The organism is Pedobacter nototheniae, assembly GCF_032678625.1.
Taxonomy (GTDB): Bacteria; Bacteroidota; Bacteroidia; order Sphingobacteriales; family Sphingobacteriaceae; genus Pedobacter; species Pedobacter nototheniae_A.
Genome location: NZ_JAVTSO010000001.1, coordinates 452498 through 477243 on the forward strand (window position 1 = coordinate 452498; position 24746 = coordinate 477243).

The following is a 24746-nucleotide window of genomic DNA, read 5'->3' on the forward strand; positions in this document are numbered from 1 at the left end:
CAGGATATTTTCATTACACAAAAAGGGCATTTTCACTACACAAAAAGGATGTTTTCATTCCTAAAAAGAGTTAAATAAATCTACACTATTGTATTACGCAATCCAAACTGCAAACAATTAGTTAAAAAACATTTATTAACGGCTTTATCATCAATCTACAAAGTGTATCATGAATAAACTAAACCAGGAAATAATCAAATTGTGGTCAGAGTACAACCCGGTAATGGGCTATACATCTGGTTATACGAAAGTGTTAAACACGCTGTTTTTTGAAACGGCAGAAGCATCAATGGAAATGCGAAAAAAAATCAGCGCATTAATGCTTAGGTTAAATGAAATTTCGGATGAAAATCTTCAGGCCACTGCAAAAGCTGTTTTAACAAGCATTAAAACCCAAATTGAAATGGCCCGGCCAAGTGGTGCAGGGCCCTCAGGCACGGGCATGGGTGGTGTATATGCCGCAGCAGATGGGGTATTTTACCTGGTATTAAAGGAAGATTATAAAGCGGCTTTTGTTGAGCAATATTTAGATACCGTTAAAAGCATGGTCGAATTTGAAACCCGGAAATGGCAGGGGCAGGATTTTACAATATTGGTTAGAAAAGAATGTTTGGATACGGTTGTTTATATGAACGGTACACTGGCCTCACTTCAAAAATTAAGACCTGATTTAGAAACAAAAATAACTGCAATTCAATCAGTTCTCGCCATCTATAAATCTCTTTTTATAGTTAAAGGGCTTGAATCGTCGGACTTTGATGCTTATTGGAAAATATTTAAGGAATGGGACCACATTTATGGGGCGCAACCAACTAATGGTTATCCGGCAAGTTTGCAAAACTATTATCAGTTAAATCAAACAAAAACTGAGATTGAAACCATTGCCTACGGATGGTTAGAGCTGGAATTGCCAGTAACCATTGATATTGCCGAACGTATAAAAAATTTAGATTTTATGACCAATCAGAAAAATCTGCAGGAAATATGGGATGCTGTCAGTCAGAAATATGCAGTTGATTTTGGCAAGGAAATGAACACAATAGTAAACGCCTGCAAGGCTTATGGAGAAAAATATATTATCGCCAGCAATGCCAGCGACAGGATTGATTTTACAGCTACCCCCGATTATCTTGTAAACCTGGTTACCGGGGGTGAAGACTTCGCCGTAAATTACCTCAATCGCGCCACGGCCTATTCTCAGTTATACCTTACTGCGGCTAAAAACACTTCGCTGCTAACCATGATTAATATTCTGGTTCACGAAGCATCACATGGTTATAACTTTGTTTTATCCGCAAAAAAAGCAGAAGAACTGTTGAATTTAAATTCTTCCTTGCAGGTACCAATGACCGAGGGGATGGCTTTTTACAGGGAGTATCAGTATTGGGCTGCAGCACAAAATTTATTGTATAAAGACAAGCTCAATGTAGTTGAAAGCAATTACTTAGCGCTATACGGTAACAGCAGAAAAGATCAGGTTGAGGGTGTACTTTGTGCCCAGCTGGAAACTTACATCTGGCGAATAATCAGGTACATCAGGGCACTTTGCGATACGAAGGTAAATGGCGGTGAAATGACCTATACTGATTTTATAGAATGGGCCGCCCAAAAAACGGGGCTATCAGCAGAAACGCTGCATGGCGAATGCTTTACTTTCCTGGCTTCGCCGGGTTATGCACCATGTTATGCAATGGGTGGTGCAACTTATGCCATGGTTCAAAAAGAAGGCATTATGAACAATGTTTCGGAAATCGATTTCAATACTTACTGTTCTGCTCAAGGATTTTATGCATGGCCTGTGGCTGTAGAGCTGATGAATAAATTTATAGCTCAATAAATTAAAACATGGACACATCAACCATCAAACCTGGTCAACTGCCTAAACATGGACCCGTTGCCACCCTACCGGGATATGGCAAAACCAAAGAAAAACAATTGGCCGGATACCTGCCGGTAAACGAAAAGAACAATGCTTTTATTTATTTCTGGCTGATCGAATCGCAGGGCGATCCGGCAAATGATCCCATCGTAATCTGGTTAAACGGAGGGCCGGGATCATCCAGTTTCCTGGGGTTCTTTTTAGAAAACGGACCTTATAAGATCAACAAAGACCTTACCCTTTCAGACAATCCGTATAGCTGGAATAAAAATGCGACCTACTTAATGATCGACCAACCGGCTGGCACAGGTTTATCTTTTGTTTCAAACCCAAAAGAATCTGCAAAAACAGAACAGGAAGCAACCGATCAGCTGTATTTCGGGTTACAACAATTCTATAAAATATACCCGCAGTACCTGAAACTGGATCTGTATATTTTCGGCGAATCTTTTGGAGGGGTATATGTACCTAAAATTGCGGCTTCTATATTAAATGCCAATAAGGTGCTTAAACCACAGATTAACTTAAAGGGAATTGGTATAGGCGATGGCTGGGTAGATCCTTATATACAACAAAGTACATATGCCGATTATGCCTATGCACATGGCCTTGTGGGTTTAACTGAAAAGCAAAAAGCAGCAACACTTTATGGTGCCTGTGCAATTGCAATTGAAGAATCGTTACCCGATACCTCGAGAGAAGCAGACAAAGTTTGCAACCTGATTGAAGAGTACATTACCAAGGTAAGTGGCGGGGCAAATGTATACGATGTGCGCATTACGGGAGATTACGATTTCAGCCTGATTGGTTCTTACCTTGATCAGCCATCGGTACGTGCCGCACTCTACATTGATAAGCATGTAAAAGCCTGGAGCGATACCTCAAAAAGAATTGCCTATTTATTGGAATTGGGCGAGCAAAATTCTTACGCCCACCTCTATCCTGAGCTTTTTGAATCCATTGAAGTGCTTATTTACAATGGCATATACGATATGGATTGTAATTTTATGGGTACCGATGCATGGATAGCATCCATTAACTGGTCGTATAAAGAATCCTTTCTAAATCAACCCCGTATTCCCTGGGTGAATGCAGGTGCCTGGGCAGGGCACATCAGGCAGTTTGATAAGCTCACACAGATTTTGGTTAACGGAGCCGGGCATTTGGTTCCCATGGATCAACCCGAAAATGCCCTGGCACTATTCAACAATTTTGTTCACCGTAAGCCATTTTAAATCTAAAACCCGAAGGAAGCTCATTTTTTAAAACCTTAAACTAAAAAATCAAAACTATGTCGAACACCACATCACAAAACCCAAAAGCAACGCCCGCCATTAGAAGCGGATATGCACAGCCTGAATCAAACTGGCTGCACCCATTTAACGTCCAAAGCGGCTGGCTGCCCGATTTTGGCAATGAAAGCTTGTGGCAGTTTATTAACACCGTATTAAACGCAAAGCGGGAAGAATATGCTGAACCCATTAAAGAACTGGATAAGTTTATCGAGAGCAACAGCGTAATTAAATACCTGGTAGAAAATGCATGTAAAGAAAATGCAAATATTGAAGCCCAGTTTCATGGCCAGTTTGCACCAGGCAACCCAATACCAAGAATCAAGGATAAAGAAACCATACTGCATGCATTTAATTACATCATCAAAAATGCGCCCCAGTTTATCAATAACGATTTGGTAGGTTTACCGTTTTCTGCTTTTGTAGTAGGTATTGATGCTACTTTGGGCGGCTCAACCTTATTTCGCCTGCCGATGTTTAATGATAAATTAAAACCAATATTAAATGCATGGAATAAATTTTTAGAAACCGATGCTTCCAATGTCGGCTTCAGGGTTGATGGAAAACAATGGCTGTCTGACCCCGCAAAAAAACAGTATGATTTTCCGATCTGGAAAAAAGATTCTGAAAAACTACCTTACTGGAAATCGTGGAATTCTTTTTTTACAAGACAATTTTTGAATCCTGCAAAATCGCGCCCAATTGCCGGTCCGGATTCGAACAGAATTGTGATTTCGCCAAACGACGGATCATTATTCAAATGGAGACCGAATATTCAGGAAAAAGATGTTTTCTGGTTCAAGGATATGAATTATTCTTTGAGCGATATTTTAAGCTCGCCAGTTAAAGCGCAACAAAAAGTGATAGATGACCATAAACTGGTTGATATTTTTAAAGGCGGATATATTTTCCAAATGTACCTTAACCCTTATAATTTCCACAGGTGGTGGGTACCTGTAAATGGAACCGTGCTTTTCGATCCATTAGTGGTGCCTGGCTGTTATTTCAGCAAACTGGTACTGCCCGATTTTGGCGGGGCTACAACGGCCTCAACACCTTATCTTTCGGAGGTTAATGCCCGCGGAATAGTGGTATTTAAAACCGAAGATTTTGGACATGTTTGTTGTATACCTTTGGGCATGAGTGAAGTTTCTTCAGTTGTATTTGATAAAAAAATAACAAAAGGTGCCAAGGTCACCAAGGGACAGGAAATGGGCACTTTTATGTATGGTGGATCATCATTTGCGATTATCTACGAAAAGCTGCCAAACAAATCTTTGTTTTTTGTAGATGCCAGCGGAACCCAATACGATCAGGATCCTCTTCCTCCAGGCAGCAGCTCGGGTACAGGCGGTGAACCAGCAAATATTGGCTCCCAAATCGGGATATGGGTTGATCTTTAAGATACCAAATTTTATTAATGACTCAAAGAGGCTTGAAAAACAAGCCTCTTTTTTTATAACTTAATTAGCCGATACAAATAAATTGCCCTCAGAAAGCTTACCCGCTTTAAAACAATTAAACTATTCTTTCCTTTATCAACGTCATTGCCATTCTTTCATTTTTTGTAACTAAGCTGCTCCTCTTTGCGGAAATCATTGAAAATAAATAGCCCATTGCCATACTGCATTCACTGATCATCAAAACAATATGAAAATGCGATTAATTCGGTTGAAATTTATATTTTAGATTTCGATAGTTCAAAGAAAGCACCTGAAAAATGGAATTCCATGTTTATAAATGATGTGGTAATTTTTTAACTGGCTGAACGATAATTTGGACACCAAGAACTAAACTTCTATCTAATGCATAGTATATTACCTTTTTTGCTGGCCATGATTGCCGTTATTGTACTTTTGCAGATGTTAGCTGTCAGGCTTAAAATTGCCTATCCAATCCTTTTGGTGGTTGCAGGTTTACTCATTAGCTTTATTCCCGCATTACCGGTTGTAAAAATCAATCCAGATCTTATATTCTTCATCTTCCTCCCGCCCCTTTTATTTGAAGCATCCTGGTCTATTTCATTCAAAGAAATGAAAAAATGGTGGCGCATTATCAGCAGCTTTGCATTCCTGGTTGTATTTTTTTCCGCCTTGTCTGTGGCATTGTTTGCCAATTATTTTATTCCAGGATTTTCGCTTACCCTGGGTTTCTTATTAGGCGGCATTGTTTCACCTCCTGATGCAGTAAGCACCGGTGCCATTACTAAATTTGTAAAAATCCCAAAATCTACTTCAGCAATTTTAGAAGGAGAAAGTTTATTAAACGATGCGTCCTCTCTTATTATTTTTCGATTTGCTTTAATTGCTACCGGTACAGGTCAATTTATTTGGCAGGAAGCCACCATGTCCTTTTTCTGGATGGTTATTGGCGGTATTGGCATCGGCCTTTTGTTGGGATGGATATTTGTGCAGGCGCATAAGAAATTGCCAACAGATGCTCCCTCCGATATTGCACTTACCCTTATTGAACCTTATTTTATGTATTGGATAGCAGAACAAGTCCACAGTTCGGGCGTACTGGCAGTTGTAGCCGGTGGTTTATTCATGTCTTCAAAAAGGTTGATTTTTTTAAACAGCAGTAGTCGTATTAAAGGCTATAGTGTATGGGAAAGTTTTGTTTTTATACTTAATGGCATTGTATTTCTCATTATCGGACTCGAGCTCCCCGAAATTACCGATGGGTTAAGATCAAAAGGGATTCCGTTAAGTACAGCTATAGGTTACGGTGTGCTGGTAACAGCAGTTTTAATTTTGGCAAGGATTATCAGTTCTTACGCAGCATTAATTACAACATTAATATTCCGCCCTGGCGTTGCGCCGCGTGCATCATCAACTAAGAGAAGACTGCTAATGCCTCTTTTACTGGGCTGGACAGGTATGCGGGGTGTAGTTTCTCTTGCGGCAGCCCTTTCTATACCTGTAGCCTTTGATGGGCATGCTTTTCCACACAGAAACTTAATTCTGTTCATTACTTTTATCGTTATACTGCTTACGCTGGTGTTGCAGGGACTTACCTTACCTTATTTAATCAATAAAACGCGCTTATTTGATGGGTTAAACGAAGAACCTGAAGAGGAGGCAAATCACAGAATAAAACAAAAACTAAGGCAGCACATTTCCCAGTTTCTCAAAAATAAATATGAGAATGAATTGCATGATCACCGGGCAATGGAAAAAATATTACGCCACTGGGAAGAAAAAACCAAGGCTGCCAACGACGATTGGATGGACGATAAGATTAAATCTGTATTTGTGGAGATGCTCGAAAGTCAGCGGCAGTTTCTATCAGAGCTTAATAAAGATCCAACCATTAACGAAGAAATTATTCGCACCCAGTTGTACCAAATTGACTTGGAGGAAGAAAGGCTAAAAATAATTTAGCCCCTATTCTTTGCGTTTATCTAAATGGATAACGCAATAGTTTTGCTTATTATTATCCATCAAAAAATATAGTTTTAAAACGTTGTTTTGATAGATCATTCCTTATATTTTTGACTTTACACATTTAGCTAAAGCCATCAATATGAGCACTTATGCAATCAATTTTAAAGAGATTGACAGATCTGATTTTCCACTTACAGGAGGTAAAGGTGCCAATTTGGGCGAACTGTGCAAAATCAAGGAAATACAGGTGCCGGCTGGTTTCTGTATAACAACTGAAGCTTATTTAAAAATCACAGAAAACAATCAGGCGCTTGGCCACCTGATTGATCAATTAACGACTCTGAATGTAGAGGATCGCTTAACCATTAGCGAAATCAGTTCAAAAATCAGAATGGTTATTGAACACACGCTCATTCCTCAGGAAATAGCCAATACCATTACAGCTTACCTCTCCACGTTTAAAGACGAAGACGCTTTTGCTGTACGGTCAAGTGCCACAGCAGAAGACCTCCCTTCTGCATCTTTTGCAGGACAACAAGATACCTACCTGAATATCATTGGCAAAAAGGCAATTCTAAACCACATCAGCAAGTGCTGGGCTTCCTTGTTTACAGATAGAGCCATAATTTACCGCATTCAAAATGGTTTCGATCACCGTAAAGTGCGGTTATCTGTCGTGGTTCAAAAAATGGTTTTTCCTCAGGCAGCCGGAATTTTATTTACAGCTGACCCCATTACTTCAAACAGAAAAATATCATCTATCGATGCTGGTTTCGGATTGGGTGAAGCCATGGTATCGGGACTGGTAAATGCAGATCTATACAAAGTGAGTGGGGAGAGTATTCTCGAAAAAAAAATAGCGACTAAAAAACTGGCCATTTATTCTTTAAAAACCGGTGGTACGCAAGTAGAGGCGCTTAAAACTGCACAACAGAATGAGCAGGTATTAACAGATCATCAGATTTTACAATTGGCAGAGATCGGAAAACAGATCGAAAAACACTTCGGCTGCCCGCAGGATATAGAATGGTGTTTGGCTGATCATGTATTTTACATTGTGCAAAGTCGGCCAGTTACAACCTTATTTCCCATTCCCGGAACAAATGATGATGAAAACCATGTGTATATATCGGTCGGCCATAATCAGATGATGACGGATGCAATGAAACCACTTGGCCTATCTTTTTTCCTGCTCACAACCCCTGCCCCGATGCAGATAGCAGGTGGAAGATTGTTTGTTGATGTTACCAGGCAACTTGCTTCTGCTGATGGCAGAAAAAAATTGATTGAAGCCTTTTCGCATTCCGATTTATTGATAAAAGATGCACTCATTACCATAACCGAAAGGGTCGGTTTTCTAAAACCATTAACTGATAATAAAAATGCAGCAGCTCCTGAAAAACCTGAATTCTGGGAAACTAATTTCATTGAAAAGCAAGAAATGTGGGGTTTTGAGCCCTGTAACGCTGCGGCATTGGTAAAAGATTTTTTTGTCCATAAATCGGTGAAAAATATCCTGATTCCAGGTTTTGGTTATGGACGAAATGCTAAAATTTTTACGGACAACGGAATAACCGTAACCGGGATTGAACTATCAAAAACGGCTATTGAAATGGCGCGAAAACATTATGGAGCAGAGATGGTAATTCGCCACGGTTCTGTAACAGATATGCCTTTTGATAAAACCATCTACGATGGAATATTTTGTCATGCGCTGATTCATTTATTAGACAGCAATGAAAGGGAAAAACTCATCCGTGATTGTTATAATCAACTAACTGAAGGTGGTTATATGTTTTTTTCGGTCATTTCAAAAACAGCAGCTACTTATGGGCAAGGAAAGTTTGTAAGTAAAGATCGTTATGAAATATTCGAAGGGGTAAAAATGTTTTTTTATGATAAAGATTCTATTTCTACAGAATTTGATAAATATGGATTACTTGAAGTTACAACGGTTGAAGAAAACTACCCTTTCTTTTTAATTAAATGTAAAAAAAACAACAAAGTAAATTCCAGTTTTAAAACACCAACAGAATACGACCCGGAAATTGTTACCGACCTGATTAACAACAGCCAGGCCTCCATAGAAAATTTAAGAAAAAATATCATAACCAGATCAGGAACGGATTTATTTGATTTTATACGAGAAGATACCCAGGAATTAAAAAAGGTGCTGTTTAATCCGCAAAGTTTGGCTGTGATTATGGCTGCAATGAATGCTTCTTCATGGATTAATGAAAAGATGGACGCCTGGCTGGGCGAAAAAAATGCTGCAGACACTCTTTCTCAATCTGTACAAAATAACATCACCTCCGAAATGGGACTGGCCTTATTGGATGTAGCAGATGTAATCCGTCCTTACCCAACCGTGGTTGAATATTTAAAACAAGCAAAAGAGGATAATTTTTTAGATGGATTGATCGATTTTGACGGCGGAAAAAAAGCGCAAGAATCAATTTATGCTTATCTAAATAAATATGGAATGCGTTGTGCCGGTGAAATAGATATAACTAAAACACGCTGGAGTGAAAAACCTTTTACACTTATTTCCATAATTCTAAATCACATTAAAAACTTTGAACCCAATGCAAGCGCCCAGAAATTTGAACAAGGGCAACGAGAAGCGCTGCATAAAGAGCAATGGATGCTCCATCAGTTAATGCAATTGCCCGATGGAGCACAAAAAGCCAGGGAAACCAAGCAAAAGATCGATCTGATCCGCAATTTTATGGGGTATCGTGAATATCCGAAATATGGATTGGTGAATCGTTACTTCCTTTATAAGCAGGCTTTACTAAAAGAAGCCGAAAAACTGGTACAGACTAAGGTAATCTACGAAAAAGAGGACGTATTCTACCTCACTTTTGAAGAGTTTAGGGAAGTTGTACGCTGTAATAAATTAGATAAAGAAATGGTAAGTCAGCGAAAAGAAGAGCTTAAACGCTATGAAAAACTAAATCCGCCGCGGGTAATCACGTCCGATGGCGAGGTGATTACAGGCCAATACAAAAAAGAGAATCTCCCGTCAAAAGCAATTGTGGGTTTAGCCGTTTCTTCTGGAATTATTGAAGGAAGAGCAAGGGTAATATTAAATATGGATAATGTGCATCTGGAAGATGGAGATATACTGGTTACCTCATTTACGGACCCGAGCTGGACACCACTGTTTGTATCGGTAAAAGGTTTAGTTACTGAAGTTGGCGGATTGATGACACATGGAGCAGTTATTGCACGTGAATATGGCTTGCCGGCAGTTGTTGGGGTAGAAAATGCAACCAAGCTGATTAAAGATGGGCAGCGCATCAGGGTAAATGGAACACAAGGCTACGTAGAAATTATTTAAGCAGCTGATTTATTATAAATGCCCGCTTAAAACTAAAAAGCTTCGGCATAATGCCGAAGCTTTTCTTGGTAAGCCATTGAGGTTTTAGATGATTAATTAGCCTTATTTTTTAATAAAGCGCCGCGGTAGCATCTTTATCTTTTTGAGATAATACAGTCGCACCAGAATTACACTGCCCACCATTCATAAGTGATGATGCGTCTGTTCCGGTTACACCCGGAACATTGGTGGCTGATGATTCGCCTTGTGCAGACCAGTTGGTGTGTCTGAATGAAATACAATGTCCTAATTCATGGCAAATTGTTCTTGCCCGTTGTGCGAAAGAATTTCCTGCAATAGCCGTTTTATTGATGCGAACAAGCGTACCTGCTTTTCCAGCCGATGGAAACTCCGCCATGCCGCAGGTAACATAACCCGGAGGCGCTGTTAAAGCTTCGTTTTTGATTAAAATATCATACGTGCCGCTGGTTACAATATTAAAACGCAAAGTAGAGCCTGCTACTCCATTCCATTGAGCAATGGCGCTGGTTATTTCGCTATTCATAGAAGTCATGGATGGATCTACAAAAACTCTGATGTTTACTTTATTGGTGCTGTTTACGATACTGCCTGTATAATACTGCTCTGTTTTTGCACCTCCAGTAGATGTTGGCACCTCCATATTTTTAGGGAAGAGAATATCTTCTTCCACAATATATTCATTACCGTTATCTACAATACTGGAAGCCGGAAATCCAAGATCTTTTATGTACTGAAGTACTTTTTCCGAATGGTTTGCAAGTGGTTCTGCATCTGGCGTAATAGAATCTTTTTTCTTACTACAGGCAACGATTACCATTGCAGCAAACGCAACAAAGGCAATTTGTTTAAAAATGTTTTTCATAGGTTTAATAAGTTAGGTTGTTTTCAATGGCTTACTGAAACAAATATAATGTAACTAAATGTTTACATTTTAGTAGCCTTAATTAAATTTACACGAAACAACTACGCATACGCCAGAGGTTACAACGAACACCTATATTAATTTATTTTTTTACATAAAACACTAATTTTCAATATAAAACAAATTAAACAGCCATAAATATTTTACATTTCAAATAGAAATCGAATCCCATATTTTATTTATAAACACACAAGGAGTAAAACTAAACAGGTATATTTAATAGACCATAATTCATCACAGGAAAAATCTAATTATGAGCAAGAATAAAGAAATTGTAAATCGTTATATGGAAGGATTTAACACCAACGATCATTCAAAAATTCTTTCCTGCTTAACCAATGATATAATTTGGGAACTTCCAGGTGTTTATTTAAGAACCGGTAAAGAGGCTTTTGATCGGGAAATTGAAAATGAACATTTTATTAGCCCGCCAGAAATAGCAATAAGCAGGTTAATTGAAGAGAATAACATCGTAATTGCCGAAGGAGGTGTTAAAACAAAAAGAAAAGATGGTGAAGTAATCAATCTGGTATTTTGTGATGTATTTGAGATGGAAAACGAATTAATCAGAAAATTAACCAGCTACCTGATGAATAAACCAACTTAATGTTTAAAACATATTTCGTTAAGTTCTGTTAAATTTATGAAAGCCACCCTTTTAAAGTATAACTTCCCCAATACGTTTTAAACATGAAATACATTTTATCACTCGCAATAATTATTATTTCTACCCAGGCTTTTGCTCAGCAGCTAAGTGGCCAGGCAATGGATTTAGTTACCAAACTACCCGTTGTTAACGCAATGGTTATTTATGGCTCACAGGTTTCTAAAACAGGTAATGATGGTAAATTTATTTTAACCAGGCTCGGCACCTCTCAAAAAATCACCATTAAGCACATCGGCTACGAACCTTATGATGTAAATCCACTGAAAAAAGATAGTGTTTTAATCTACCTTACACCCATTTCAATTGATTTAAGTGATATAACCGTAAACGCGAGAAAAAATTATTCTAAAGAAATTTCAAAACTGCAGCAAGAATATGCCAATATGCAGGTTTACCAGGCCCCTATGTTCGGCAATGTTCTGGTGCAAAAAGGCTTACGAGGAAAATCAGAATTCGCTGGTTTAGCCTCAAACTCCACTTCGAGTATTGCCTCGGTGGATTTACTAAAAGTGGCAAGTTTATTTAAGCGTAAGAAACCAGTTCCTACAAACCTTAAAACAGCTCAAGAAATTGCGGAGGATCAAAAATATATTGAAGAACATTTTTCTGAAAAAACAATCACTTCAATTACCGGATTGCAGGGAGACTCGCTCCAAAATTTCATACAGAAATACAGACCATCCGTTTCTGAAATTAAACAGATGAATGATTACGAAATTTTGACCTATATTAAAAAGAGTTACACCGCATTTATGAAACCCAACTAATATTAAAATAAATATGACAGGAAATAATGTAATTATTACCGGTACTACTGGAATGGTTGGCGAAGGTGTATTGCATGAGTGCTTACAAAACCCAAAAATAGATCGTGTACTGATTATTAACCGTAAACCCTCCGCCTATAGCCATGTTAAATTAAAAGAAATTATACATGCCGATTTTTTTGATTTTTCAGCAATAGAAAAAGAGCTGACAGGATACAACGCCTGCTTTTTTTGTTTGGGTATAAGTTCAGTTGGAGTTGCTGAAGAGGAATATTATAAAATGACCTATTCCTTAACCATGCATGTAGCCAAAACACTTAGCAAGTTAAATGAAAACATGACTTTTTGTTACGTTTCCGGGGGTGGTACCGATAGTACCGAAAAAGGAAGGGTTGCCTGGGCGAGGGTAAAAGGTAAAACAGAAAACGATTTAATGAAATTACCTTTTTTACAAGTCTTTAACTTCCGCCCCGGTTTTATAAAACCCACAAAAGGATTAAAACATACGCACAAATTTTATAAATATATTAACTGGTTATTCCCGATTGGAAGAGCCATTTACCCTAAAGGTTTTTGCACGATGCAAGAATTAAGTTTAGCCATGATAAATACCCTCGATCGAAAAAATGAAAGAAAGATTGTAGAAGGGAAAGACATTATTGAAATGGCTAAAGCATAATTTAAAAATTATTTTTTCATTCTATTTCATACTGCCATAGGGTTGTCAGTTGCCTGCGTTTAATTTGTAAAAACAAATACAACTATGATACAGGAACAATTAAGACCAAAAACTATGGTGAAAGGAAATGCCATTACGGAGTTAATGAAGAATTATGCCAATTATAATTTTTGGGCAAACATGATGCTTGTAAACTGGCTTAAAAAACACCCGGAAACGCTGCTTGAAAAAGAAGTTAAATCAAGCTTTACAAGTGTTAAAGCAACCTTGATTCATATTTTGCAAACCCAGGAGTATTGGTTTTCTATTATAAGTAAAACAACCTTTTTTAAATCCTCATATTACTGTGATGTACATGAAGTATTTGATTTGTTGCTCCAGCAATCGGAAACATTAGCCAATTATATTAATGATCTGGAAATTGCGGCACTTGAAGAAAATGTTTTTGTTCAAAGCCCATGGTTTCATTCAAACTTCCAGAACTTTGAATACATACTGCAGGTATTTAACCACAGCACTTACCATCGAGGTCAAATTATCACTATTTGCCATAATTTAGGAATTACGGATGCTCCAATGACAGATTATAACTATTACAATGTAAACGCAAGATAATAGCGCAGCTTTAATTAAATTAATTTGTCACTTGAGCTTGCCGTGGGTTAGCCTAAGCATTTCGGCAAGCTCAAGATGACGGTTTTCTTATAGACAGGTTTTATTAGCTTTTGTGCTCGCGTTTCCGCTCATTATCTTTATTTGAAGTTTGATCAGACCGCTGGCCACCGCCATTAGTAATGCCTTGAATTTTCTTATCCGTTTTTACATCGTGGTTGGCTCTGTCGGCTATTGAACTCCCCTGCGTGGTTGGGTTGTTTTTTGGTGTGCTTGTGTTTTTCATGGCTTTATAATTTAAGTTAACAAGAATTACAAGAAGCGTTATATATACAACCACAGGTTAAGTATTATGTTTTATTTTTTTAAAACGGCTTAACTGTTATCATTTTCAACTATTTATTGTATAAAATCAATTACATGGACTGGTTTTTGTTTAATTGAGCTTTTGATTACTAATTTAGCACATCAGATAGACAACAAAACACACGTGAGAAAAATTTTAATTATCCTTGTTATTTTATGCTCTGCCGCTTTTTCGGGCTTTGCACAGCAAAAAACTTATTTAGAAATGTTAGCCAATCAGCCTAAATGGGTTGATTCTGTTTTTAATAAATTAAACCGCAGAGAACGTATTGCCCAAATGTTTTTTGTTAGGGCTCATACCAATTTGGGTAAAAAGTATTCTGACTCTGTTGGCGTGGTGATCAAAAAAGAACAACTTGGAGGAGTTGTATTTTTTCAGGGCGGGCCCGGCAGACAGGCAGCAGTAACCAATGCTTATCAAAAAGTAAGTCGTGTACCTTTAATTATTTCGAACGATGGCGAATGGGGTTTGGGCATGCGCTTAGACAGTACCATTTCCTATCCTTACCAAATGACTTTAGGCGCCATCCAGAATAAAGAATTACTTTATAAAATGGGGCTTGAGGTTGCTAAAGATTATAAACGTATGGGGATGCAAATGAACTTAGCACCCGATGCAGATGTAAATAATAACCCTAAAAATCCGGTGATTAATTACCGCTCTTTTGGCGAAAACAAATATAATGTGGCTTCGAAAGTTGGCGCTTACATGAAAGGAATGCAGGATGGTGGTTTGTTAACTACACTTAAACACTTTCCGGGGCATGGCGATACAGATGTAGATTCGCATTACGATTTACCGCAGCTTAACTTTAGTGCAACCCGCTTAGATACTTTGGAAATGTATCCGTTTAAGGAGCTGATTAAACAAGGCGCATCGGGCATTATGGTTGCGCACATGAATATTCCGGCTTTAGACAATACCCCGAACCTACCATCTACACTTTCTAAACCCATTATTACAGGTATTTTAAAGGAAAAGTTAGGCTTTAAAGGTTTAATTATTTCTGACGCCATGGATATGAAAGGTGTGGTAAAGTATTTTAAAGACGGAGAAGCTGATTTAATGGGTATTATTGCCGGTAACGACATTGTGGAGCTTTCTGAAAATAGCGACAGGGCCATTAAATTGGTGCGTAAAGCGGTAAGACAGGACAGGATTGACATGAAGGTTATTGATGCCAGTGTACGTAAAATTTTAACGGCTAAATATTGGGCTGGATTGTACAAAAGAGATACAGTGGTAACCCAGGGTGTTGTTGCAGATGTAAACCGTAAAGCCAGCAATGCACTTGTACAGGAACTTGCCAATGCATCAGTTACTTTACTAAAGGGTAAAGATTATATTAAAAACCTGATTCCAATCAGAAGAACGGCCATTATTAGTATTGGTGTACCATCGGTAACGGTTTTCCAGAAAGAAATATCCAAAGGATTTTATAATTCGGTTTATTACGTATTGGATAAAGATGCTACTGCGAGTCAGATTTCAAACATAGCCAGAGAAATTGGTGCTTTTGACCAGGTTATTGTAGGCATTCACGATAGCCGCTCAAGACCGGCAAATAATATTCCTTTAAATGCAGGAGTTAAAAATTTCATTACAGAACTTGCTGGTAAAAAAGCTGTTTTCGCATTATTTGCAAATCCATATAATTTGGCCGGTTTACCAGGATTAGAAAAAAGTAAAGGCTTGGTTGTAGCTTATCAAAAAGAAGATTATATGCAGATATCTGCTGCAGCAGTAATTAACAGCAGGTTGGTTCCCACAGGTAAATTACCGGTTAGTATTGCTCCTTTTTATAAATTTGGCGACGGTTTATAAGGCTTTTCTAAAACAATTTCAGGTCTAAAACACTTATCATAGAATAAAATATAAATGTTATGATAGACCCAAAAGATAACTATTCGGACGATCCGAATGATGCATTACGCAGAGAAGATGGTGTTGATGGGATAGAAGAGATTAGTGGCGACGATATCAGCATAGAACATGACAAAGATATGCTTGACCAGGCTGATGAAGCATCCAAAGCCTCTTATGAGCTCAATCTGGATGACAATGAGAATGAAGAAGATTTAGATGATTAAAAAACAAAAGCCGAAGATGATTGATCATCTTCGGCTTTCTTATTAAGGATTTACATCCTGAATTTTGCTCTTTTACCTTATTTCGCTTTCGCCTTATAAGTTTCCGGATTAACCGCTGTGGTTGTCCAGCCCTTTAAAAATGAAGTGATCTTTTTAACATCATGTCCAACTTTTCTTTTTCCATTTGCAGCAACTTCTTCACTTTCTAAATACGATGAGTTTTCGATATGCAACACTTTTCCTTTACCATCTAAAACTAAAAACACAGGGAAACCAAAACGTTGAGGATAACCTAAATCGGCTAAAACACTTTCGTTTTTATTCTCCGGGCTATAATTCACCAATACCGTTTCAAAATTGTCGTTAATATATTTTTTCAATGTAGCCGTACTATCTACCAAATTGTGGAAAGCAATACACCAAACACACCAGTTGCCACCAACCTGAATTAAAACATGCTTGTTTTCCTTAGCCGCTTTCGCAACCGCTGCTGCAATATCTGCTTTAGCATTGGCTTGTGGGTTATAAATATGAACAGCATCTTTTTTAGCCTGTCCGAATGATGCAGTAGAAATAAATACTGCAACCAATAAAGTTAATATCGTTTTCATAATCTATACAATATGATTTTACAAATGTAACAAAGCTTGGTATGGTTATAGATTATTCGCAAATTCTTTACAGAGGGAGTACATTAAAAGAAGAAATACAACCCTGCAATGGAATTAAACAACTTTGTTATCATCCATCTTGCCGTTTTACATAACCCTCAAAAGATTATATTTGCCTTTCAATGGATTTTTTAGATATACATACCCATAAAGCTGCTCAGAAAAAAGATGTAACCAGCATCCAGAGCTTGTCGTTAACCAGCGATATCTTTTTGGCTATGCCTAAAACCAAGCCTATCTCCATTGGTTTGCATCCCTGGTATGCAACCATCGATAAATTGGATACACAGTTGAAGTATTTGAAAGTTTTGGCAAAGCAGCCCAATGTAAAAATGATTGGCGAATGCGGTTTAGATAAACTAAGAGGGGAGAGTTTAGAAAATCAAACGATCATTTTGGAGCATCAAATTGCAATTGCGGAGCAGCTAAATAAACCCATTATTCTGCATTGCGTAAAGTCTTTTTCAACGCTGATTGAAATTAAAGAAAAGCTAAAAGTAAAAGTGCCGATGATTATTCATGGCTTCAATAAAAACGAGGAACTCGGCAAGCAATTAATGGCTAAAGGCTTTATGTTATCATTTGGCAAAGCCATATTAAACCCCGATTCGGGCGCGGCAAAGCTGCTGTCCACAACAGACCATTTCTTTTTAGAAACTGATGAGGTGGAAATTTCAATTGAGGAAATATATGAAACTGCAGCAAATTTAAAAAACTGTAGTGTAGAAGCCCTTAAAGCTTGTATTTTTGCCGACTGGAAAAAATTAAACTTACTATAATAAATCCGCTGCATACACACTAAAAGGATATTATTTTCTTTGTGTTTATGTGCTATAAAAACAAAGTTGTATGTCTGATATCACCTGGCTTTCGCGCTCTGCCCTACTTGTTGGAGATGCTGGAATCGAGAAATTGCAAAGCAAGCACGTTTTAGTTATTGGACTTGGCGGTGTTGGTTCTTTTGCTGCCGAATTTATTTGTCGATCGGGCATTGGCGAAATGACGATTGTGGATGGGGATGTAGTTGATCCAACCAATAGAAACAGGCAACTACCTGCTTTGGCTACCAATCATGGTGTTAGCAAGGCACAGATTATGCAGGAACGTTTATTGGCTATTAATCCAGAATTAAAATTACATGTAATAAATGCTTTCTTAACACCCGAAAAATGCAGGGAAATTTTGGAAGCCCGATACGATTACGTAATGGATTGTATAGATAGCGTAATGCCAAAAATCACTTTACTTTCTACTGCCTTGGAAAAAAATATCCCTATTGTAAGTTCAATGGGAGCAGGAGGTAAAATGGACCCAACAAGATTACGAATTACTTTACTTCCGGATACTTACCAGTGTGTTTTTGCAAGCTATATACGTAAAAGGTTAAATAAACTGGCCAATGCCGGAAAAATCAAAGCTGTTTTTTCAACAGAGGAAATGGATAAAAACGCGATGATTATGACAGATGGAAGCAACTTTAAAAGATCTGCATACGGTACCGTTTCTTACCTACCCGCAGCTTTTGGAGGTGCCTGTGCATCTGTAGTTGTACGCGATTTACTGAATCTTCCTATTGAAATGGCAGAACGTCCGGCGCGGATCAGCCACAAGGTTTTAGCTAAGAAGAAAAAGAAAAGCGCATAAATTTTCTTCAACACATTGTTGATATCATGATTTCGGGAAAATTTTAATTTGTTGTACGTTTATTAACCAGCAACCCTTTAAGGTAACCTCCAAATAAATCGAGACGAAAATTAAAGGGGTGTAGTAATAATATGCAACAAAAATTTTAGCCTCCAATACCTCCAGGAGTATTTAAAATACAAATACCGGTAGTGATTAAAAATATAAAATAAAATGCCCCAACCCCTTAAAATCCTTCAAGCTTCTGCCGGTTCAGGTAAAACATTCAGTCTTACTGCGCATTACCTGATCTTGCTTTTTAGCGGCGAAAATAAATACCGCGAAATTTTAGCCGTAACCTTTACCAACAAGGCTACAGAAGAAATGAAATCCCGGATTTTAGAGGTACTTGTTGGGTTGGCAAAAGGAAATCCCTCAAAAAAAATAGAAGATTATCGAAAATTAATCCTGCTTGCTTACCCCAATTTCAGTGCGCAGGAATTACAATCAAAAGCAGATAAAATTTACCGCAAAATCCTTCACGATTACAGCCGCTTTTCGGTAAGTACTATCGATGGTTTTGTGCAAAAAGTAATCCGCGGTTTTGCTTTTGAGCTTGGTTTAAACGCTGATTATAATTTAGAAATGAATTATGACAAGGTGAAAGACGATTTGGTTAATAAACTGGATGAAGCGCTGAACGACAATAAACAGCTTTTGCAATGGATTATTGATTTGGCCATTGAGCGTATTAGCGACAATAAAAGCTGGAATTATAAAATTGAACTTTATAACTTAATAGGTGAAATTTTCTCCGAACGCTTTCAGGTTTTTGAATCTGCTGTTGAGGCATTAGGACTTGAAAATATCGACGATCTTTTTAAGAAATACATTAACCTTACTAAAGCTGAAATTAAAAATTTCGAAGAAGAAGTGGTCAGATTGGCAACCGATGCACACGATGCGCTTAGTGTTTTAGGCGTAGAAAATGAGCATCTGAAGGGAAAATCAAGGAGTGCTTTGGCGAAGATTATTTTAGTTGCACGAGGCGATTTTTCAAAGATTGAACCCCTCTTTAAACACATTGATGAACCTGAAGAATGGTTCCAAAAGAACACAAATTTCCCTGAAGCTTTCGAAATTGTAAACCCAATTTTAAAGCAGATAAAAACCCATTATTTAGATTATTTACCAAATTACAGTCTTGCCATTGCCTTTAACAAAAACCTGTATTATTTAAGGTTGATGCAGGAAATCGCTGTTTTGCTTAAAGAGTACCGCGCTGAGAACGACAACCTGTTAATCAGCGATGCACAGAAATTAATTTCCGGAATTACAGAAGATGCAGGAGATAACCCTTCCTTTATCTGGGAAAAAGTTGGCAATAGGTATCGTAACTTTTTGTTTGATGAGTTTCAGGATACCTCAACAAGCCAATGGGGAAGTTTTAAATCGCTTTTAACCAATGCCATTGCTACACCAAGCCAGGATTTAATCGACCATTTAATTGTTGGAGATACAAAACAATCTATTTACAGGTGGCGTAACGGCGATTGGAATATTCTGCATAAACACGCAAAATTAGATGTTGGCGCCCATAATGTGGTAGAAGAAAGTCTGGAAGAAAATTATCGCAGCACCGAAAACATCATTACTTTTAATAACTTTCTTTATCGGTCCATTCCCTTAACCCTGCAAAGCGAGTTAAACCAAAATTTAGCTGGCAAGCCAGAAAGCATTTCTTCCTGGTGGAACGAGCAGCATTACAGTCAAATTATTACCGATATTTATGCCGGATCAACCCAAAATTTTGCCTCAAACACCTTAAAAGGTGGAACAATAAAAATAAAAAAATTTGGTAAGGAGCAGGCCCTAAACGAAGCCCGTTTTACCGAGACCGTTTTTAGGGATGTTGCCATAAATGATGTGATTCAGGAAATTTTCCGTCTTAAAGACGAGCAAAATTACGCCCTGAAAGACATTGCCATTTTGGTGCGTTCCAATAGCGAAGCCCTGTTGACTGTTCAAAAATTAATGGAGCAAAAATTACCTGTCCTCTCAGGAGATGCCTTGTTAATTTCCAACAACTCTGCAGTGGGTTTAATCATAAACACCTTAAAAACCCTGATTGGACTGGATGCTCAAACGGCTCTTTACAAGGCAAATTGTATTGCACTTTACCACTCGCTCCACAATAAGGAAGCAAATGCCAATCATTATTTAAATCTCAATAACACCTCGTTAAGCGCACTAAAAGCCGTATTACCTCAGTCGTTATGCGAAAACTGGCAATCCTGGTTGCAACTCCCATTACCAGAATTGGTCGAAATTTTAATTGAAGTATATGGTTTAAAAGACCTAACACAGCACCTTCCTTACCTGCTGGCTTTTAGAGACTTAGCTGCAAATGCAGGGAAACTTGGCGAGAAAGGTATTATTTCCTTTTTAACCTGGTGGGATGAAGATGGTGTAAGAAAATCACTTCCCTCACCTGAAGGAGCTGACGCCATTCAGATTATCACCATCCACAAATCTAAAGGACTGGCTTTCAGGGCTGTTTTCGTTCCTTTTTGTAACTGGGAAATTAAAGGAAAAGCAAATTCAACATTCTGGGTTTCATCAGAAGACACCGTTTATAAGGAACTTCGCGGAATTCCTTTAAAGTACAACGAAGATTTGGCTGATTCTGCTATTGCAAAGGCATACTATGAAGAATTGCTCTACAATAATATGGATGCGCTAAACATGCTTTATGTAGCTACAACACGTTCAAAAGATTATTTATACATCGCCACTATGGCTAAGAAAGAATTAAAACTGACGAACATGGGCGATGTAATTAATTTTACTTTTGAAGATAATTTTGATGAAAATGGTGCATATGAAATTGTAGATTATATCCAGTACGAAAGTAAAGCTGAAGAAAGCAATTTTATTAACTTAAAAAGTTATCCAACCACTACGCGCCTATCCGAACTTTATGTTCCATCTGAAGAAAAACATTTGAAACATTTGGTAAATATCGAAAAATCGGGAAGAAAGGGCACTCTGCTGCATGATATTTTAGCAAATGCTATTACCGAAAAAGAAGTTAATGATTACATTACGAACCTGGTTTTACAGGGAATTATACAAGAAGAAGAAAAATTACTTTTAAAGGAATCGGTAATGGAAGTTTTAAACCACGAAGATTTAAAGCTGATTTTGCAAAGCGCAACAGAAAGCATTACTGAAAAAAGTATTATCGATACGCATGGCAAACTACACCGCCCTGACCGGGTTTTAATTAATGCGGATGAAGTAATTATCCTGGATTATAAGTTTACCCTGGAAGAAAGTAACAAACACATTGAACAGGTTGAAAATTATAAAAACCTGTTAGCCCAAATGGGTTACAGCAATATAAAATCTTATTTGTTTTATGCACTAAGCAGCCGCTTAAAATTAGTATAAAATGAAAGAAGCAAATAACTTGTATGTCGGTAAAATGATAATTGAATTACAACTAAATAATAAGGCTTACCACTCAAATCTTTAATTTAAACATGAAACCATTTTTACAGGAAGTTGCCGAAGATTTAGTGAGCAGATTTAAAGATCAGTTGCAAAATTGCGCCATTGTTTTTAACAACAAACGTCCATCTGCATATTTACAAAAACATTTGGCAGATATTATACAAAAGCCATTTTTCAGTCCATCTATTTATACTATACAAGAGTTCTTTGCAAACTCAACCAATTTTAAAATTGCCGATTTTTACCTGCAGTTTTTCACCTTACATAAAATTTATAACCAGCTTTTAACAGAGGAAAAACTCGAAACCATTTCTAGTCATAAGTTTTTTCCGCTGGCTAAAATCATTTTAAGTGATTTTAATCAGATCGACAGCGATTTAGTTGATGCCGAAAAGCTGTACCGTGATTTAGAAGATATTTCAGTCATCAATAAAGAATTTGATTACCTGAGTCCCGAGCAATATGAATTTCTTTCTCAATTCTGGACCTCTTATTCAGAGGGTAAACATAAAAAACAGCAGGAATTATTCATTAAGATGTGGCGCAGGATGCCCAAACTTTACCATAAATTTCATGCAACTTTAAAAGAACAAGGTTACTTAACCAACGGCTCGGTTTATCGCCATTTGGCTGATGACATTAATAACCATCAGGAATTTCTTTCAAGTTTTGATAAAGGAAAAATCGTTTTCGTTGGATTTAATGCTTTAAGCAGTGCGGAGGCCAAGATATTTACTCAACTACAGGAAGCAGGAAAAGCTCTTTTTTATTTTGATGCCGATAGTTACTACCTGGACGACCAGGCACAGGAAGCTGGTTTATTTTTAAGAAAAAACATCAATCAGCTTGGCCTGAAAAATGTTTTTGAAGGACATGAGAGTTTAATAAAAACGGCCGAACACCATGTAAATGTTTTCAAAGTGCAGGGCCAATCCGCGCAGGCAAAAATTCTCAACAACATTTTAGAAGAGGATTATACCGGCGCTGAAACTATTGGAAAAACAGTTGTTGTTTTGGCAGATGAAAGTTTGCTCATCCCAACCTTGCAAACCATTCCAACTTCAACCAACGGCAAAGAAATAGACCTTAACGTTACCATGGGTTTTGCTTTGGCTACTTCGAGTATTTTTGGCCTGGCCGATTTATGGCTGAGCAGTCAGCTCGAAATTTTGCACCACCATAAAGTTTCCTATAAAAGTGTCGAAGCTTTTTTAACGCATCCACTGGCAGGATTAAGTCAAAAAATGCGTGATAAGATTCAAACAGCCCTGTTAAATGAAAATGAGGTCGAAATCGACCATCAACGTTTATTAAGACAAAGCGGGTTATTTGAAGTTTTCTATAAAAAAACAGATAAGCCAGAAAACGTAGTAACCTATTTATCGAATGTTCTTGATTTTGTTTTAACCCGCTTATCGGATACGAAAACACTTAAAAAGATTGATGCTGAATTATTTGTTAAAACCATCCAGGAATTAAACCGCCTGCACGATACTTTTGGCAAACACATAGGTAAGGAAGAAATTCCTTTTGTAATTTATCTTGTCCAAAAATCACTACAAGCCATTTCAGTTCCGCTTTCGGGCGATCCACTGAACGGAATCCAGGTAATGGGTTTACTTGAAACCAGAAATTTAAACTTCGACAAGGTTGTTATTTTAGGCTTTAATGAAGGTATCATTCCTAAATCATCCATCGGTAATAGTTTCATTCCCGATTCCATTCGCCGTGTTTATGGCTTGCCCGTTCTGGAAAATCTCGACGCCATTTCATCTTACATGGTTTATCGTTTAATGCAAAGGGCAAAAAACATCAACTTTGTTTACAACAGCCTTACCGATGAATCGACCTCGGGCGAGGCCAGCAGAATTTTAAAGCAATTGGAATATGAAAGTGGCTTTGGCTTTACTTATAACGAGTTGAACCTCGACATTAAAACCGAATCGTTTAAAGATATTCAGATTGAAAAAACAGGAAATGCTTTTATTCAGGAAACGCTGCAAAAATACCTGGATAAGAAAAAAATACTTTCTCCATCAGCCTTAACGCAATACATTTCTAATCCCATTGATTTTTTCTTCAATTACATTGCCGGAATTAAAGAGCCCAAAGAAATCAGCGCCGTTGTAGAAGCAAATGAAATTGGTTCTATTTTGCACAAAGTGATGGAATATTTCTATCAGGATTTAAGGCCTGCAGAAATTACCGCCGAACGAATAAATGAACGCAAGAAAAAAGTACCCGAACTGATTCAAAAAGCTTTTAACTCCGTTATGTTTAATAATCCTAACAAAGTTATTGAATACAAAGGCATGCAAAAGGTAATTTTATCCATTGTAGATGCTTATGTAAATATTATTCTGAATCAGGATATATCGCAAACACCTTTCAATATTATTAGCTTAGAACAAAAGGTAGAAGCAGAAATCAGTTTCCCGCTAAACGGAAAAGAAGAAAGCGTAAAAATATTCGGTTATATCGATAGGGTCGACGTTAAAGATGGCATCACAAAAATTATCGATTATAAAACCGGGAGCGACAAACTGGCTTTTAAAGATATTGATGAATTGTTTAATTCGGACGGAAAACACATCAATAAAGCCCTTATCCAAACCTTACTTTATACTTATGCTTACGAGCAGTTTTCGGGCAAAACCTGTGTAGAGCCCAATTTATATATTGTAAAAACGATGAATAAAGATGGCATCTGGTTTAAAACCGGCAGACAGAATTTATCTGGAGATTTCCTGGAAGAAATTAAACCCCAATTTTTAGACCGTTTAAGAGAAAAATTAGCTGAATTGTTTGGCGCCCCATATTTCAAGGCCAGTGAAGTGCCCGATAATTATAAATATTCCATTTATAAAACCTTGTTTGGTAAATAAACCTCATCGTTATTGACTTCCATAAA

18 protein-coding genes are annotated in these 24746 nt (G+C 37.5%); 15 read left to right on the top strand and 3 right to left on the bottom strand.

Features of this window, described 5'->3' with window-relative positions:
• Positions 1-169 precede the first annotated feature (169 nt).
• The 5 genes from R2Q77_RS02060 to R2Q77_RS02080 all read left to right on the top strand — a co-directional run bounded on the left by R2Q77_RS02060 (position 170) and on the right by R2Q77_RS02080 (position 9900).
• Positions 170-1837, top strand: coding sequence for a hypothetical protein (locus R2Q77_RS02060; protein ID WP_316802049.1), 1668 nt, complete (start codon positions 170-172; stop codon positions 1835-1837).
• Between the two features lie 8 nt (positions 1838-1845).
• Positions 1846-3114, top strand: a complete 1269-nt coding sequence (locus R2Q77_RS02065; protein ID WP_316802050.1) for a S10 family peptidase — start codon at positions 1846-1848, stop codon at positions 3112-3114.
• A gap of 56 nt (positions 3115-3170) precedes the next feature.
• Positions 3171-4574 (top strand): phophatidylserine decarboxylase associated domain-containing protein, encoded by a 1404-nt coding sequence (locus tag R2Q77_RS02070; protein ID WP_316802051.1) that lies wholly within the window; start codon positions 3171-3173, stop codon positions 4572-4574.
• Between the two features lie 402 nt (positions 4575-4976).
• Positions 4977-6554, top strand: a complete 1578-nt coding sequence (locus tag R2Q77_RS02075) for a Na+/H+ antiporter (RefSeq protein WP_316802052.1) — start codon at positions 4977-4979, stop codon at positions 6552-6554.
• A 142-nt stretch (positions 6555-6696) separates the two neighbouring features.
• On the top strand, positions 6697-9900 hold the full coding sequence (locus tag R2Q77_RS02080; RefSeq protein ID WP_316802053.1) for a PEP/pyruvate-binding domain-containing protein: 3204 nt from the start codon (positions 6697-6699) through the stop codon (positions 9898-9900).
• A gap of 109 nt (positions 9901-10009) precedes the next feature.
• On the opposite strand, the gene R2Q77_RS02085 is transcribed toward R2Q77_RS02080, so the two are convergent.
• On the bottom strand, positions 10010-10783 hold the full coding sequence (locus R2Q77_RS02085; RefSeq protein ID WP_316802054.1) for a M57 family metalloprotease: 774 nt from the start codon (positions 10781-10783) through the stop codon (positions 10010-10012).
• 313 nt (positions 10784-11096) lie between these two features.
• On the opposite strand from R2Q77_RS02085, the gene R2Q77_RS02090 reads away from it, so the two are divergent.
• From R2Q77_RS02090 to R2Q77_RS02105, 4 genes are all read left to right on the top strand, one after another.
• The gene (locus tag R2Q77_RS02090; protein ID WP_316802055.1) at positions 11097-11450 is read left to right on the top strand and encodes a nuclear transport factor 2 family protein; all 354 of its coding nucleotides are present in this window, start codon (positions 11097-11099) and stop codon (positions 11448-11450) included.
• 83 nt (positions 11451-11533) lie between these two features.
• A complete protein-coding gene (locus R2Q77_RS02095) occupies positions 11534-12277 on the top strand; it encodes a hypothetical protein (protein WP_316802056.1) in 744 nt (247 codons plus the stop codon).
• Positions 12278-12290: 13 nt separating this feature from the next.
• Complete coding sequence (locus tag R2Q77_RS02100) at positions 12291-12956, top strand: NAD-dependent epimerase/dehydratase family protein (protein WP_316802057.1); 666 nt, start codon at positions 12291-12293, stop codon at positions 12954-12956.
• An 84-nt stretch (positions 12957-13040) separates the two neighbouring features.
• On the top strand, positions 13041-13571 hold the full coding sequence (locus R2Q77_RS02105) for a DinB family protein (protein WP_316802058.1): 531 nt from the start codon (positions 13041-13043) through the stop codon (positions 13569-13571).
• Between the two features lie 103 nt (positions 13572-13674).
• On the opposite strand, the gene R2Q77_RS02110 is transcribed toward R2Q77_RS02105, so the two are convergent.
• Positions 13675-13854, bottom strand: a complete 180-nt coding sequence (locus R2Q77_RS02110; RefSeq protein ID WP_316802059.1) for a hypothetical protein — start codon at positions 13852-13854, stop codon at positions 13675-13677.
• Positions 13855-14058: 204 nt separating this feature from the next.
• Here R2Q77_RS02110 and R2Q77_RS02115 point away from each other — a divergent pair, with 204 nt between their 5' ends.
• Positions 14059-15759 (top strand): glycoside hydrolase family 3 protein, encoded by a 1701-nt coding sequence (locus R2Q77_RS02115; protein WP_316802060.1) that lies wholly within the window; start codon positions 14059-14061, stop codon positions 15757-15759.
• 59 nt (positions 15760-15818) lie between these two features.
• Complete coding sequence (locus tag R2Q77_RS02120) at positions 15819-16025, top strand: hypothetical protein (protein WP_316802061.1); 207 nt, start codon at positions 15819-15821, stop codon at positions 16023-16025.
• A gap of 77 nt (positions 16026-16102) precedes the next feature.
• On the opposite strand, the gene R2Q77_RS02125 is transcribed toward R2Q77_RS02120, so the two are convergent.
• Complete coding sequence (locus R2Q77_RS02125; protein ID WP_316802062.1) at positions 16103-16636, bottom strand: thioredoxin family protein; 534 nt, start codon at positions 16634-16636, stop codon at positions 16103-16105.
• Positions 16637-16818: 182 nt separating this feature from the next.
• Between R2Q77_RS02125 and R2Q77_RS02130 the strand changes: the two genes are divergently transcribed.
• From R2Q77_RS02130 to R2Q77_RS02145, 4 genes are all read left to right on the top strand, one after another.
• Positions 16819-17475, top strand: coding sequence for a TatD family hydrolase (locus tag R2Q77_RS02130; RefSeq protein ID WP_316802063.1), 657 nt, complete (start codon positions 16819-16821; stop codon positions 17473-17475).
• Between the two features lie 70 nt (positions 17476-17545).
• A complete protein-coding gene (locus R2Q77_RS02135) occupies positions 17546-18340 on the top strand; it encodes a tRNA threonylcarbamoyladenosine dehydratase (protein WP_316802064.1) in 795 nt (264 codons plus the stop codon).
• A gap of 213 nt (positions 18341-18553) precedes the next feature.
• A complete protein-coding gene (locus tag R2Q77_RS02140; RefSeq protein ID WP_316802065.1) occupies positions 18554-21772 on the top strand; it encodes a UvrD-helicase domain-containing protein in 3219 nt (1072 codons plus the stop codon).
• 92 nt (positions 21773-21864) lie between these two features.
• Complete coding sequence (locus R2Q77_RS02145; RefSeq protein ID WP_316802066.1) at positions 21865-24720, top strand: PD-(D/E)XK nuclease family protein; 2856 nt, start codon at positions 21865-21867, stop codon at positions 24718-24720.
• Positions 24721-24746 lie beyond the last annotated feature (26 nt).